Origin of the sequence: Helicobacter cynogastricus, from assembly GCF_900197855.1 — a bacterium.
Lineage (GTDB): Bacteria > Campylobacterota > Campylobacteria > Campylobacterales > Helicobacteraceae > Helicobacter > Helicobacter cynogastricus.
This window is the reverse complement of sequence record NZ_FZMQ01000011.1, coordinates 215,563-227,889: the sequence shown is the minus strand read 5'-3', so window position 1 is coordinate 227,889 and position 12,327 is coordinate 215,563. Positions and strand designations below refer to the sequence as shown.

At 44.2% G+C, this 12,327-nt stretch carries 13 protein-coding genes and 1 tRNA gene; 6 read left to right on the top strand and 8 right to left on the bottom strand.

Annotated features, from left to right (window positions below; all coding sequences use genetic code 11):
• Positions 1–57: 57 nt before the first annotated feature.
• Complete coding sequence (locus tag C6H00_RS06260; RefSeq protein ID WP_233704453.1) at positions 58–1,692, bottom strand: methyl-accepting chemotaxis protein; 1,635 nt, start codon at positions 1,690–1,692, stop codon at positions 58–60.
• 111 nt (positions 1,693–1,803) lie between these two features.
• Positions 1,804–2,394 (bottom strand): phosphatase PAP2 family protein, encoded by a 591-nt coding sequence (locus C6H00_RS06255; protein WP_199769200.1) that lies wholly within the window; start codon positions 2,392–2,394, stop codon positions 1,804–1,806.
• Between the two features lie 39 nt (positions 2,395–2,433).
• Between C6H00_RS06255 and C6H00_RS06250 the strand changes: the two genes are divergently transcribed.
• From C6H00_RS06250 to pdxA, 3 genes are read left to right on the top strand one after another with little or no spacing between them, the layout of a single operon-like run.
• On the top strand, positions 2,434–3,405 hold the full coding sequence (locus tag C6H00_RS06250) for a glycosyltransferase family 4 protein (protein WP_104750167.1): 972 nt from the start codon (positions 2,434–2,436) through the stop codon (positions 3,403–3,405).
• Positions 3,396–4,175: a pyridoxine 5'-phosphate synthase gene (locus C6H00_RS06245; RefSeq protein ID WP_104750131.1), complete on the top strand. Its 780-nt coding sequence runs from the start codon at positions 3,396–3,398 to the stop codon at positions 4,173–4,175. Before C6H00_RS06250 ends, C6H00_RS06245 begins: the two co-directional genes overlap by 10 nt.
• Positions 4,165–5,088, top strand: a complete 924-nt coding sequence (gene pdxA, locus C6H00_RS06240; RefSeq protein WP_104750130.1) for a 4-hydroxythreonine-4-phosphate dehydrogenase — start codon at positions 4,165–4,167, stop codon at positions 5,086–5,088. Before C6H00_RS06245 ends, pdxA begins: the two co-directional genes overlap by 11 nt.
• 31 nt (positions 5,089–5,119) lie before the next feature.
• Here the strand turns inward: pdxA and C6H00_RS06235 are convergent, their stop codons facing one another.
• A complete protein-coding gene (locus C6H00_RS06235; protein WP_104750129.1) occupies positions 5,120–5,353 on the bottom strand; it encodes a hypothetical protein in 234 nt (77 codons plus the stop codon).
• Between the two features lie 226 nt (positions 5,354–5,579).
• Positions 5,580–6,122 carry an acyl-CoA thioesterase gene (locus C6H00_RS06230; protein WP_104750128.1) on the bottom strand — a complete coding sequence of 181 codons (543 nt, stop codon included), beginning with the start codon at positions 6,120–6,122 and terminating at the stop codon, positions 5,580–5,582.
• Positions 6,123–6,578: 456 nt separating this feature from the next.
• Between C6H00_RS06230 and C6H00_RS06220 the strand changes: the two genes are divergently transcribed.
• From C6H00_RS06220 to C6H00_RS06210, 3 genes are all read left to right on the top strand, one after another.
• Positions 6,579–7,412 (top strand): DUF535 family protein, encoded by an 834-nt coding sequence (locus C6H00_RS06220; protein ID WP_233704452.1) that lies wholly within the window; start codon positions 6,579–6,581, stop codon positions 7,410–7,412.
• A gap of 144 nt (positions 7,413–7,556) precedes the next feature.
• Positions 7,557–8,582: a UDP-glucose 4-epimerase GalE gene (gene galE / locus C6H00_RS06215; RefSeq protein WP_104750126.1), complete on the top strand. Its 1,026-nt coding sequence runs from the start codon at positions 7,557–7,559 to the stop codon at positions 8,580–8,582.
• Positions 8,575–9,387 (top strand): SDR family NAD(P)-dependent oxidoreductase, encoded by an 813-nt coding sequence (locus C6H00_RS06210; protein WP_104750125.1) that lies wholly within the window; start codon positions 8,575–8,577, stop codon positions 9,385–9,387. Before galE ends, C6H00_RS06210 begins: the two co-directional genes overlap by 8 nt.
• A gap of 8 nt (positions 9,388–9,395) precedes the next feature.
• Here the strand turns inward: C6H00_RS06210 and C6H00_RS06205 are convergent.
• The 4 genes from C6H00_RS06205 to C6H00_RS08995 form a co-directional block, all read right to left on the bottom strand.
• Positions 9,396–9,480 (bottom strand) — tRNA-Leu (locus C6H00_RS06205).
• Between the two features lie 45 nt (positions 9,481–9,525).
• A complete protein-coding gene (locus tag C6H00_RS06200; protein ID WP_104750124.1) occupies positions 9,526–10,818 on the bottom strand; it encodes a Na+/H+ antiporter family protein in 1,293 nt (430 codons plus the stop codon).
• Positions 10,819–11,274: 456 nt separating this feature from the next.
• Positions 11,275–12,165 carry a carbon-nitrogen hydrolase gene (locus C6H00_RS06190; protein ID WP_199769209.1) on the bottom strand — a complete coding sequence of 297 codons (891 nt, stop codon included), beginning with the start codon at positions 12,163–12,165 and terminating at the stop codon, positions 11,275–11,277.
• Between the two features lie 27 nt (positions 12,166–12,192).
• On the bottom strand, positions 12,193–12,318 hold the full coding sequence (locus tag C6H00_RS08995; RefSeq protein ID WP_267892002.1) for a hypothetical protein: 126 nt from the start codon (positions 12,316–12,318) through the stop codon (positions 12,193–12,195).
• Positions 12,319–12,327: the final 9 nt, after the last annotated feature.

The following is a 12,327-nucleotide window of genomic DNA, read 5'->3' as shown; positions in this document are numbered from 1 at the left end:
TAAAAGCAAAGCAATGCTTAAGGTAACTTGATCCGGATTTGTCCGGATCTTTATCTTCTATAGTTTGAACTGGTTAATATCAGCATCGAGCTCTGTAGTGGATTTATGCAAAGAATTAGAGAGTTGCAACACCGCTTTAGCGTTGCTTGCAGATTTTTGAACGCTATTTTCAATAGCCGTAAGATTGTCGATCATTGTGGTAACATTTTGACTGGTTTGGATGTAGTGCTGGATAAATCCTTGCGTGTCTTCTAGCATCCCGCCCATTTCTGCGCTCATGCCTTGGAAAGTTTGTTGCACCTCCAAACTATTTTCACTCAAACTCTTGATCTTTTTAGAATTATGCCCCATTTGAGTTGCAACATCATTGATTTCTTGAACAATCAAACCAATGGTAGAGTTGATTTCTGCTAAACTTTTTTGCGTGCGTGCAGCCAGATTTCTGACTTCATCAGCCACTACAGCAAAACCTCTTCCATGTTCACCTGCTCTTGCAGCTTCAATAGCAGCATTCAAAGCCAATAAGTTTGTTTGATCGGCAATATCATTGATGATATGCAAAATGCTTTTGACACTATCTGCATTTTTACTAAGTTGCTCAATTTGTAAAGCGAGAGCTTCTTCGGTTTGGGCAGTTTCTAAAATATTCTTTAACATATTGCTAAAAGAGCGGTTAGAAGTTTGCATAGAATCCTGTGTCTTGCTCAATTTATCGCCCATTCTTTGTGCTTCGCTCAAAGATGTTTGGATAGTTTTAGAGAGGTCTAAAGAAGCGGTGTGGAGATTTTTAATTTTTTGGATATTCTCCCCCGTCGCGGCTGTGGATTTTGTGATGATGTCATGCAAAGAATCGGCTAAAGAGCGATTTTGTATGCTGTGCGCGCAGATGTTTTTCATAACCATGTGAATATTTTCTACAAACTTGTTGATGCAAATGCCTGCCTGCCCAATTTCATCTTTAGAGTTGTCCACTTTAAAACGACTTGTTAAATCTTTATCGCCATAAACAAAAGCCTCTACCTTAGTTACAAGGGATTTGAGACGATTAAAGATTGTTAAGCGCATAAATACGGCTGAAATGACCAAAACGACCACAATAATGACTAGATTCCAAAGCACTAAATCCTCTGAGTCTTTAGAGGCTTGTGCATTAGCGATATTTTCTAAAACCTTAAAATCTTGCTGAATATCGCTATAGTAAGAAGTGATAGCAAAAATCAAGTCTTCTTGAGGATCGTAGTGAGCGTAGGCTACCTTAGGCTCGGGCGTGCCACCGGCCATTTTTGGCATCACATAGCGCACATAACCTCCACCTGCTTTAGCCACTTCTAAAAAGCGGCGCACATAGTAAACTCCATCCGCACTCTTTGCATCCAAACCATTTTTGCCCTGCATATTGGGAACAACAGGATCATAGATCACTTTACCAGTTTTATCCACGACAACGATGTAATAAATATCCGGATCGTTGTTGATTTTAGAAATAAGATTGAGTGCAGATTGCAACGCTGTCTCTTTATCTTGAGTATTATTAAAAATATGCAAGGAGTACTCTAAGATGTTGTACATATGCTTGAGGTTGTACTCTTTTTTGGTGATATTTTGCTGTTCAGTCGCCTTAATGATATTGTGTGCAAACTGGTGGCGTTTGTGATCGGCAACGACGCTTAAAATGATTCCTATAGTCAACATAGACAAAAGGATATTAAGAAGGATTCTAAAACTTAAACGCATCATTTTTTCCTTGATAAAGTGAGCTAATGCCCACCGCTTTGGAGTTTAGGTTTTCAAGTTAACATAGCTCTAAAACCGATAGTGTACCGCCAAACCATAGTGCATGCCCTTCTTTTCATCTAGGCCAATTTCTGGGTAAATTTCCCAATTACGGCGGTATTTGGAGGTAAATAAATAGGCAAAACCCCAGCCAATCAAGCTTCCGATCACAACTTGCAAAATCGTATGTTTGCGCGCTACCACACGGCTGGCATCTGTGAGTACGGCCAAAGCAATCACGGGTAAAGCAGGTTTCCAGCCATAGCGATAAAAAACAAACCCAGCCGCACTCCACGCACCCCCAGCATGCCCGCTAGGCATTCCTCGCCAACTATCGCAACAGGGGCGTTTAGCAAAGGGGACTTTAGCCCCCCTTTCATGCGCGCTTGCAAAGGCTTCTTTCACCCCATAAATCACCCCTTGAGTTACAAAACTCCCTACGGCCAACTCTGCCATGCCCCGATAATCACGCATGCCAAGGCTCACTACCCCTACAAAAATGGGCATCAGGCGCAATACATCTCCAATATCCTCTAAAACCTTGACTTCTTGCGCATTGGGCGCGCCCTCTAAGCGTACACAGAGTAACAACGCCAAACCCACCCGTATGATTTTTTGCATAAATTTCATTATAGCATTTTTGTTGGGTATAATGTGTCTATGTTTGCGCTTTTACTCAGTTTTTTCTGCGCGTTAGGGGTGATCCTCTACTCCCAACGCGCCCAGCTCTTTATAGACAACGCCCATAAGCCTCAAGGCTTTCATACCCAAAAAACCCCGCGCGCGGGGGGTTTAGGGATTTTCTTAGTTTTCTTATGGGGAGGTTGGGGAAATGTATACGCCTTGCTAGGGACAATTTTAGTTTTTATGAGTGGGTTTTTAGAAGACACCAACCGCCCTCTAAGCCCTAAAAAACGCCTATTTCTGCAAAGCGGAGGGGTTGCCCTTCTTGTACTCCTAAGTCCGCTAATTTTACGCGATTTTAGCCCCCTGTTGCAATTGCCCACATGGCTTGCCCTGCCCTTTAGTGTCTTTATGCTCGTGGGCGTGATCAACGCGATCAACATCATTGATGGCTTTAATGGGCTAGCTGGAGGTTTGAGTGTAGCCATTTTAGGCATTCTCTATCTAGTAGAGCCCAACCCCCACCTCTTAACCCTCTTGCTGGGCGTGGTGGGCTTTTTGTTGCTCAATTTCCCTAAGGGCTATATTTTCTTAGGCGATGGGGGGGCGTATCTCCTAGGACTGGTGTGTGGGGCAAGCTTGATGGATTTGGCCCTAAGAGAGGTGGTGAGCGTATGGTTTGGATTGGCTTTAATGGTGTATCCGGTAACTGAAGTGCTTTTTTCCATTGCACGGCGTAAACTCCAGAAACAAAAAGCGACCATGCCCGATGCGCTCCACCTACATACCCTGCTTTTTAAATACCTCTCTGGGCACAGCGCCCCCTTAAATCCCAACGCCCTCACCGGCCTTATGGTGGTGCTTTTAAACCTGCCTTTTATGCTGGCAAGCTTTGCTTGGCGACACCAGCCCTATGGACTCTTGGGATTAATAGCGGTTTTTGTATGCGGGTATTTATGGCTCTATCAATGGCTTTTACACTATTCTAAGGAACAACCATGCGCTTAGGCTTGAATATTGATCATATCGCCACACTCAGAGAGGCGCGTAAAATCCACGAACCAGACCCCCTAGAAGCGGTTTTTATCGCCAAAAATGTGGGGGTGGACTTGATCACTCTGCATTTAAGAGAGGATCGCCGTCATATCCACGAAGACGACTTAAGAAGTGTGATCAAACATGCGCCCATGCCTATCAATGTAGAATGCGCGATCGATCCCCAAATCACTAAAATTATCTGCAATTTACGCCCTTTTAAAGTTACCCTCGTGCCTGAGAAGCGCGCAGAGATCACCACAGAGGGCGGACTCAATTTAGAACACCCCCAATTGCTCCCAACTATCCAAACCTACCTAGAACATGGCATAGAAGCCGCGCTTTTTATTGATCCAGGTCTAGAGAACCTAGAGCGCGCGCGCGCTCTAGGTGTGCGCGTGGTGGAACTGCACACAGGGCGTTTTAGCAATCTTTTTAATAGCTTGCATTCCAACTTTAAACACCATAAAAACCGCCTAGATTTTCCCCAAGAGCCTAGCTCGTTAAAAGCTCTTTTAGATGAGAGTTTGCAAGAGCTAGAGCAGAGCGCTTTAGCGGGAGAGAAAATGGGGCTAGAGATGTGCGCTGGACATGGACTCAATTATTTTAGCGTAGGATTGGTGGCGCGCATACGCGCCCTGCAAGAACTCAATATTGGGCATGCCATCATGAGTAGAGCGATTCTTGTGGGTTTGGAGCGTGCGATCACAGACATGCAGGAAGCTATCCGGCGTGCGCGCTAAGATTGCTATCTCTATTGGAGATATCAATGGAGTAGGTCCTGAGATCGCGCTTAAAGCCCATAGCGTCATTAGTCAAATCTGCCAACCGCTTTATTGTGTGCATGCCAAATTGCTCGAGCGCGCCAACGCGCTTTTAGACCATGCCTATACCCACGCACTAGAGAGCATGCCCTGCATAGAGCCCAAAGTCCCTCCGCCCTCCATACAGCCTGCGTGCATACAAAAAGAAAGCGGGCGCTATAGCCATGCGAGTTTTTTATGCGCGCTAGATTTAGCAGACTCTAAAGAGGTGAGTGGCGTGTGCACTTTGCCCATCCACAAAAAGGCATGGCAATTAGCAGGAGTACATGCCCCCGGACACACCGCGCTTTTAAGAGAACGCTACAACCAAGAGGCGATCATGATGCTAGGTTGTCCTAGCTTATGGGTGGCACTTTTTAGCGATCATATCCCCTTGAGCGCGGTGAGCGCGTGTGTGTGCTTAGAGCCTTTAGCAGAGTTTTTATACATTTTGGGGCGCGCCCTGCCCCATGCGCTACAAATTGTGGTCTTGGGCATTGACCCACATTGTGGAGATGGGGGAGCGATTGGAAGCCAAGATCAGATCGTGCAAGAGGCGATCACACAGACTAACGCGCGTTTAAATCTCTCTAAATTCTTAGGGCCTGTCCCTGCGGATAGCGCTTTTGCGCCCCATTTTAGGCAGAAATACCGCTATTTTGTCGCGCTCTACCACGATGTAGGGCTCGCCCCGCTCAAAGCCCTCTATTTTGAAGAGAGCATCAATGTGTCCTTAAACCTGCCTATTAAACGCGCCAGTGTCGATCATGGCTGTGCCTTTGACATTGCCTATCAAAATCAAGCCAACACAAAAAGTTATGAAATGGCAATAAAGTGGCTGGTGGGAGATTAGCCTTTTAAAAGAGCATCCTCCCCCCTTTTTTTTATCCCTGTTTGGGGCGGGCAAAACCCTTGCCTTCTACGCACACTCCGCCCACAAGTCCCCAAAACCAAGGCCAAATTTTCTTGGTAATCTTGGTATTGACAAGCTCCCATTCTCTTGCTTTGGGTTCTGTTCCGGGTTTAAGTGCCCCATTATTCGCCAAGACCGCTTTTGATAAAGCTACCCTTTGCTCGCCTTGAGCAAAGACATTCATTTGTTCTTGCATATGTTGCATGATTTCCTGTTTTAGGTCATCAAACTTGCCATAAGGCCAAGTAAAGCTTTTACAAGCAGACCAATAAACACTTTTTGTATTGCCTGTTAGCTATGATACAAAAGTTTTAACTTTTAGCAAAACTTTTAGCGATCGTGCTTTTAGATAGGCGTGTGTTTTAGGGGGTGCATTCTCAAAGGGGAACACCCCCTAAAATTTTGGACAAAACACCCCTCAATTGCTGTATTTAGTTACTCTGTTGGGCTTGAGTTAGGCGTTCTTGCTCCTCTTTGAAGGCAGCTTTTTGGGTGCGCTTGAGCATTTCGCGCCGACGAATCGCGCGCTCATGGCGTTCTTTTTCTTTTTCAGTTTGGGGCACAAAGGGGGGCATAGGTATGGTTTTGCCATCCTTAACCGCCACCATTGTAAAATAACAGCTATTGGTGTGTACTGCTGTTTTAGCCTTGAAGTCTTCACAGACAACTTTAATCCCTACCTCACAACTCTTTGTTCCTACATAGTTAATACTGGCATAAAAGGTTACCAAAGTACCAATAGGAATAGGGTGTTTAAAGAGTACGCGATCCACGCTCAAAGTAACCGTAGGACATCCACAATAACGCGTAGAGCACACATAAGCCACCTTGTCTAGCAGGTTGAGCAACTCACCCCCGTGCATCACATTATTAAAATTAACCATTGTAGGGATTACTAAAAAAGACATGGTCAGTTGTCTAGGATCGCCAATGCTGGCTGTGGTGTCTGCCCGCAAATGTTCTTGTTCGCTCATGAAAAACTCCTTGCAAAAATAATTTTATTTTAGCCAAATTTAGATAACATTTATCTAACAAACTTTTCCAATATGGACCGCAATCTAAGACCATTACATTATAATTAACTCTCATTATTTTGGTTTTTTGATGTGGTTTTGTCCAAGACACAATGAACTCTTATAGGACAATGGAGGTGATGAATGTCTCAAATAAAAAAATTTTTAAAGCAGGTGCATGGCAAGATGAGAACTAACACACATTTAGAGAGATTGAAGAATGATATTCACCGCTTGATCAAGACTTGTAAGTCATTCTCAAAATGCTTGATACTTTTAAGCTTGAGGGTAATGTGGCATCTTTTCCCTGATTTCTGTAGAACTAATTGTTTAAGAATTTTGAAGGTTCTATGGTGGTTTGCCCGGCGCGATTCTGGTTTGGACGCTGACTTGAATGAAAGAATTTGACAACAAATGATGGATAAAGTAGAAAATTGGTTGCAAGAAAATGAAATCTCAATGAGAACACTTCTAGCTCTTGTTCCTCTTGAAAAAGCTGGTGAACGCCTTTCTGCCACCTATTGGACATTTGGAGATATTCGTCTTGTCCATGCGGAGCGTATGGAATTGCTGGTATTTAATTTAAAATTCTTACAAAATTTGCGCGCATATGACGGGTTTGAGCGTAAGGATTTTTTAATTTCGCAGGGTGTGGAGTTTTACACTTTGAGAGATGCGGGGGAGGGGGAGGGGGTATATTCTTTTTGCTTAAAACGAAAACGCGATTTTTATGTAGAGGGTTTTTTAATGTTAGAAATTTCTTATGTAAAAGAAAATGTTTCCACACTATATCACTCTTCATTTTGTATCACTCCTCAATTACACTTACTTATTGCTAATGTGCAAGGAGGAAAAGGGTTAACGCAAGAACATGTTAAATTCTTGGATAGATATTGTTGTTGCCAGCCAACTTTTTTTATTGTAGAGCTATACAAAATTCTTACTAGAGTTTTGGGACTCAAGCAGACTCTAGGTATCCCCAATACAGGACAGGTTAGTTGTGTTAAGTATCAGGGGCTTTCACGCAATTACAGCGATCTTTTTGTCCAATGCAAAGCGGATTTAGTGGAGATTGAGGGACGCTCCTACTATAATCTACCCCATGTCCATAAAGACATTTCACACTACCCCCAAAAAAGACGCGCCATTCATAGAAAACGCTTGAGGCTTTTAGACGAAATGGAAGATAATCTCAAGAATAAGATTGACAAAGCGTGGTTAAAAGAACAGGGTATAAAAATAGAGAGCTAAAAATTACAAAATTAATTTTGCTTTGTTTGAGCAATAAGACTAACTAACTGAAGGGTTTTTATTGTCACAGAGTATAGTCCTTTGGGACTGACTGTACAACTCCCAAAGCTAAATTTAGATAACATTCATCTAAAAGGGGCTTATATGTTAGTTTTTACGGGGGGTTGTGGTTATATTGGCTCATCTGTGGCACGGCTTTTTTTAGAGCGCACGGATTATAAAATTCTGCTAGTGGACAATCTCAGTACGGGTTTTGAAATTCACGCCCAAACTCTCAAACATTACCACCCAGAGCGCATAGAATTTGCGCTTTTAGATTTAAAGGACACTCAAGCCCTAGACACCCTTTTTAAAAGCAAGCGCAATCAAGGGCAAGAAATTAAAGGGGTGTTGCATTTTGCAGCTAAACTCTTAGTTGAAGAATCCACGCGCTTACCCCTAGCCTACTATGAGAATAATGTCTGCAACACTCTGCAACTTGCCAAACTCTGCGCCCAGCATGACATTCAATATTTTCTCTTTTCTTCTAGTGCAGCGGTTTATGGGCAGGCATGCGCGCATGTGAGCGAACAAACTTCCCTTGATCCTATTAACCCCTATGGCGCGTCTAAGATGATGAGCGAGCGCATTTTACTAGATAGTCCCCTCTCCTGCGCTATTTTGCGCTATTTCAATGTGGCTGGAGCGACCCATTTTAACGACTATTCTACCCTCTTTGGCCTAGGCCAGCGTGCCCAAAACGCCACGCATTTGATCAAAATCGCCTGCGAGTGCGCTACGCACAAACGCTCTTCTATGGGCATCTTTGGCACGGATTACCCCACTCCTGATGGCACTTGTGTACGCGATTACATCCATATAGATGATTTGGCTTTGGCGCATTTAGAGGCGTTCAACACTTTGCTTAAAACCTCTCAAAGCGAGATTTACAATGTTGGCTATGGGCGCGGCTATAGCGTGCGCGAAGTGATTGAGAAGGTCAAAGAGATTTCAGGCGTAGATTTTAAAGTAAAGCTACAAGGACGGCGAGCAGGCGATCCAGCAAGCCTCATTGCAGACAATACCAAGATTTTAAGTCAGACAGCTTTTAAACCCCAATTTGATAACCTAGAAAACATTATTAAAAGCGCATATGAATGGGAAAAATATTTAGGAGTACAACATGCCTAAAGTAGTGGTGCTTACAGGGGCTAGCAGTGGGATTGGACTAGAATGCGCGCAATTACTCCTTAAAAAGGGCTATAAGATTTACGCCCTCTCTAGGAAAATGAGCACCATTAAAGAACTAGAGCACCCTCAATGCGTGCGCTTGGATTGTGATTTGTGCGATCTTGCCCAACTAGAAGCGTGCGCGCAAGAGATTTTAACCCAAGAGTCCTGTTTAGATGGTGTGATCCACAATGCTGGGCGCGGGCTTTTTGGTGCTTTGGAAGAACAGCCCTTAGCGCAGGTAGAACAACTTTTTGCCCTCAATCTCTTTAGCATTGGGAGACTAAATTCTCTGCTTTTAAAGGCATTGCGCGCTAATTCTAATTCCTCTAAGCTCATCCATGTGAGTTCGAGCGCGGGACGATCTATTAGCATGTTCTTAGGCTGGTATCATGCCAGTAAATACGCCCTAGAGGCGTATAGCGATGCTCTGCGTGTGGAGTTGGCCCCCTTTGGAGTACAGGTGGTGCTCATTGAACCCGGGGCTATTCAAACCAAGTGGGGAGAGGGGGCTTTTGGGGCATATGTGAGTCAGCCTAGCCCCTATAAGGTAGAGCTGGACAAGAGCGCGCGCTTTTACGCAAAAACCTACCAAAGCGCAGATTCGCCCCTACTGGTAGCGCGCACGATTTTACAAGCCCTAGAGAGTGATCGCCCTAAAACCCGCTATTTGGTGGGCAAATACGCCCATTTGCTAGTGTGGGCAAAGAAATGGTTACCAGATAAACTCTATGATACAATCTTAAGAAAACGGATTCTAGGATAAAAAAGAATTGGTGCGGAAGAGAGGAATCGAACCTCCACGCCTTGCAGCGTCAGATCCTAAGTCTGGTGCGTCTACCAATTTCGCCACTTCCGCATAAAGGGCGCATTATACCCCCCACAAGTTTAAAACCCCCTGAAGCTAGAGCAATAATGCTCCGATCGTACCAAAGGCAATTAAAGGGATATTGTAGACTAAGAAAGTAGGCACGCAAGTATCGTAAATATGGCTATGTTGACCATCAGCATTAAGTCCTGTAGTAGGGCCAATCGTGCTATCTGAAGCGGGCGAACCTGCATCCCCAAGAGCGGCTGCAATGCCTACTAAAAGAATAGTCGCTGAGGTGCTAAAACCAAGTGCTACGCACAAAGGGCAATAAAAAGCGGCGATGATGGGGATCGTACCAAAGGAAGTGCCAATACCTATGGTGATGAAAAGCCCAATGGCCAACATCAATAATGCCCCCTCTAACTTGGTGGAAACTAAACTAGAGGTTGCATTCACTAAATCTGCGATTGCGTGGGTTTTTTGGAGCACCTCCCCAAAGCCTGCAGCCACTAGCATCACAAAAGCCACAAAAGCCATCATTTTCACACCCTCGTCAATCACGCTATCCATCTCTTTCCATTTGACCACGCGCCCAGCTAACATCACCATCAATCCTATAAATGCGCCCAATGGGAGAGAGCCAGTATAGAGTTGCACGCCAAAGGCGAGGGCTATTCCTACAAGGGTAAGATAATCGCGCCGTTCTAATTTAAGCACTTGATCGCTTTGTAAAGCGAATTTATCTTGATAGCTACGGGGTTTTCTATAGAGCACCAACACTGCTACCACCAAGCCTACCAACATTGCTAAGCCTGCAATAGACATCGCGCCCACCACTTGGGATAATGTTGTAGGGATGCCATTTTTATTTAAATTCTCTACAAGGAGATTTTGAAAAATCAGCCCAAAGCCCGCTGGGATAGTCATATAAGGGGTTTGTAGCCCAAAAGTGAGCGCGCAAGCTACAGCGCGTCTATCCAGTTGTAAGCGATTCATCAAATGCAACAAAGGAGGGATGAGAATAGGAATAAAGGCGATGTGCACGGGGATGAGATTTTGAGAAAAGCAAGCCACAAAAGCGATCAAAAAGCAAAACACAACCGCTCTTTGATCCATAATACAAATTAGCTTATGCAAGACAACTTTAATGAGATTCCCACTTGAGATCATCACTGCAAGCGCACCCAAAAGAATATAACTTAAAGCCGTCTCTAGATTGCCCTGCATGCCCTCAATCATGATCTGAATGGTTTTAACCACGCTCAAGTGCCCCATCACGCCCGCCACCAAACTAGCTGCAATGATGGCAAGCAGAATATTTAGCCGTGCTAAACTCAAGCCCACCATCACCACCACAGACACCACAGCCGCGTTACTTAAAATCATTCTATCCCTTGTTTAGCGTTTCTTTTATTCATCTCATCTTCCCTGTTTCATAGATATTTTCAAAATTTCTTATTACTTCTGCAGTGGCTTGTAAGAAGGACTGATTCACGCCATTATTCTTTAAATTAATAATTTTGCCCTGATATGTCCTTGCTAGCTTTTCAAACTTAGACAAGACAAGCATTCTAAGGATATAGCACTGGTAGGGTTGATTCGTACTATCACATATTTTGCCTGTGAAGAGGGTGGAGTGTTCTCCTTGCAATGCCAAATTGTGAGCGACAATTGCAGCGCACATGAAATATATGGCGAGCATCTCCCTATGTATCAGTAAATTTACTGAAGTATGAAGAGGGGTACTCAATAGAGAAATATTAGATGTCGCAGAAATCAGCAACACCCATTTTAACACTCTTAAACGCACAGCTGTCCTATTCTGACTTGATTAAGATGCCACTAGGACTCTTCTACCACCCGCTTTAACAGATCGCCATAAGCGTCAATGCGACGATCCCTAAAGAAGGGCCACATTAGGCGAGTTTCCCTACTTTCTTCCAAATCAATGCACGCGTAAATAATCTCTTCTTGCTCGCCCCCGCGCACTAATTCCTTCCCAAAAGCCCCATAAATAAAACTTGAGCCAAAAAACTCTAGCCCCTGCGTGTGCTCTGAGGGGTCTAGCTCCACACCCACGCGATTAGACCCTATCACTGGAATCACATTAGCAATACTATGCCCGCGTTGCACCCCCCACCATGCCTCTCTTTGCAATACTTTATCCTCATCGCTCTCATCTTGGTCGTTAAACCACCCAATCGCGCTAGGATAAATGAGCACATCTGCTTTTTTAAGTGCCATAATGCGCGCAGCCTCTGGATACCATTGATCCCAACACACCAAAACTCCCAAATTCCCCACGCTCGTTTGGATAGGCGCAAAAGTGTCCCCGGGAGTGAAGTAAAATTTTTCATAAAAACGCGGATCGTCTGGAATGTGCATCTTGCGCTGTGTCCCGGCTATATTCCCATCTCTTTCAAACACCACCGCCGTATTAGAAAACACCCCCTCCATGCGTTTTTCAAATAAAGAACTCACCAACACGACGCCATAAGTTTTTGCCAAATTGCTAAAAAATTCGACATCTTTAGAATAATTTTGCGCCAATACGAAGTGCTTGGGGTCTTCGTTTTGACAAAAATAGGCATAGGGGTGTAGTTCGGGCAAAACTACCAAATCTAATTTGGAGTGTAGTTTTTTGGCATGCGCTAGCATGGCCGCGCTGTGTTCTAAGGTAGAATTGCGATCGCCACAATAGGCGTGCTGTAAGATAGCGGTATGGATTTTCATAGGTTTCAAGATCGTTTCCTTGTGTGGCTAATCCTCTTCATCAATCTCAAACCCATCCAACTCCTCATAGTCATCTTCCTCATAGTCGCAATAAGAATCCTCATCCTCTAAATAGTCGTCTTCATCGTAGTTAAAGGGATAATCTGCATGCATTGCTGCCTC

What these genes read in the sequence shown, in the direction of transcription:
- C6H00_RS06250 (WP_104750167.1), top strand. Translation starts at nt 2,434, where the DNA reads ATGTTTGCGCTTTTACTCAGTTTTTTCTGCGCGTTAGGGGTGATCCTC.
- C6H00_RS06210 (WP_104750125.1), top strand. Translation starts at nt 8,575, where the DNA reads ATGCCTAAAGTAGTGGTGCTTACAGGGGCTAGCAGTGGGATTGGACTA.
- C6H00_RS06255 (WP_199769200.1), bottom strand. Translation starts at nt 2,394, where the DNA reads ATGCAAAAAATCATACGGGTGGGTTTGGCGTTGTTACTCTGTGTACGC.
- C6H00_RS06230 (WP_104750128.1), bottom strand. Translation starts at nt 6,122, where the DNA reads ATGAGCGAACAAGAACATTTGCGGGCAGACACCACAGCCAGCATTGGC.
- C6H00_RS08995 (WP_267892002.1), bottom strand. Translation starts at nt 12,318, where the DNA reads ATGCATGCAGATTATCCCTTTAACTACGATGAAGACGACTATTTAGAG.
- C6H00_RS06235 (WP_104750129.1), bottom strand. Translation starts at nt 5,353, where the DNA reads ATGCAACATATGCAAGAACAAATGAATGTCTTTGCTCAAGGCGAGCAA.
- C6H00_RS06190 (WP_199769209.1), bottom strand. Translation starts at nt 12,165, where the DNA reads ATGAAAATCCATACCGCTATCTTACAGCACGCCTATTGTGGCGATCGC.
- C6H00_RS06200 (WP_104750124.1), bottom strand. Translation starts at nt 10,818, where the DNA reads ATGATTTTAAGTAACGCGGCTGTGGTGTCTGTGGTGGTGATGGTGGGC.
- galE (WP_104750126.1), top strand. Translation starts at nt 7,557, where the DNA reads ATGTTAGTTTTTACGGGGGGTTGTGGTTATATTGGCTCATCTGTGGCA.
- C6H00_RS06220 (WP_233704452.1), top strand. Translation starts at nt 6,579, where the DNA reads ATGGATAAAGTAGAAAATTGGTTGCAAGAAAATGAAATCTCAATGAGA.
- C6H00_RS06245 (WP_104750131.1), top strand. Translation starts at nt 3,396, where the DNA reads ATGCGCTTAGGCTTGAATATTGATCATATCGCCACACTCAGAGAGGCG.
- C6H00_RS06260 (WP_233704453.1), bottom strand. Translation starts at nt 1,692, where the DNA reads ATGTTGACTATAGGAATCATTTTAAGCGTCGTTGCCGATCACAAACGC.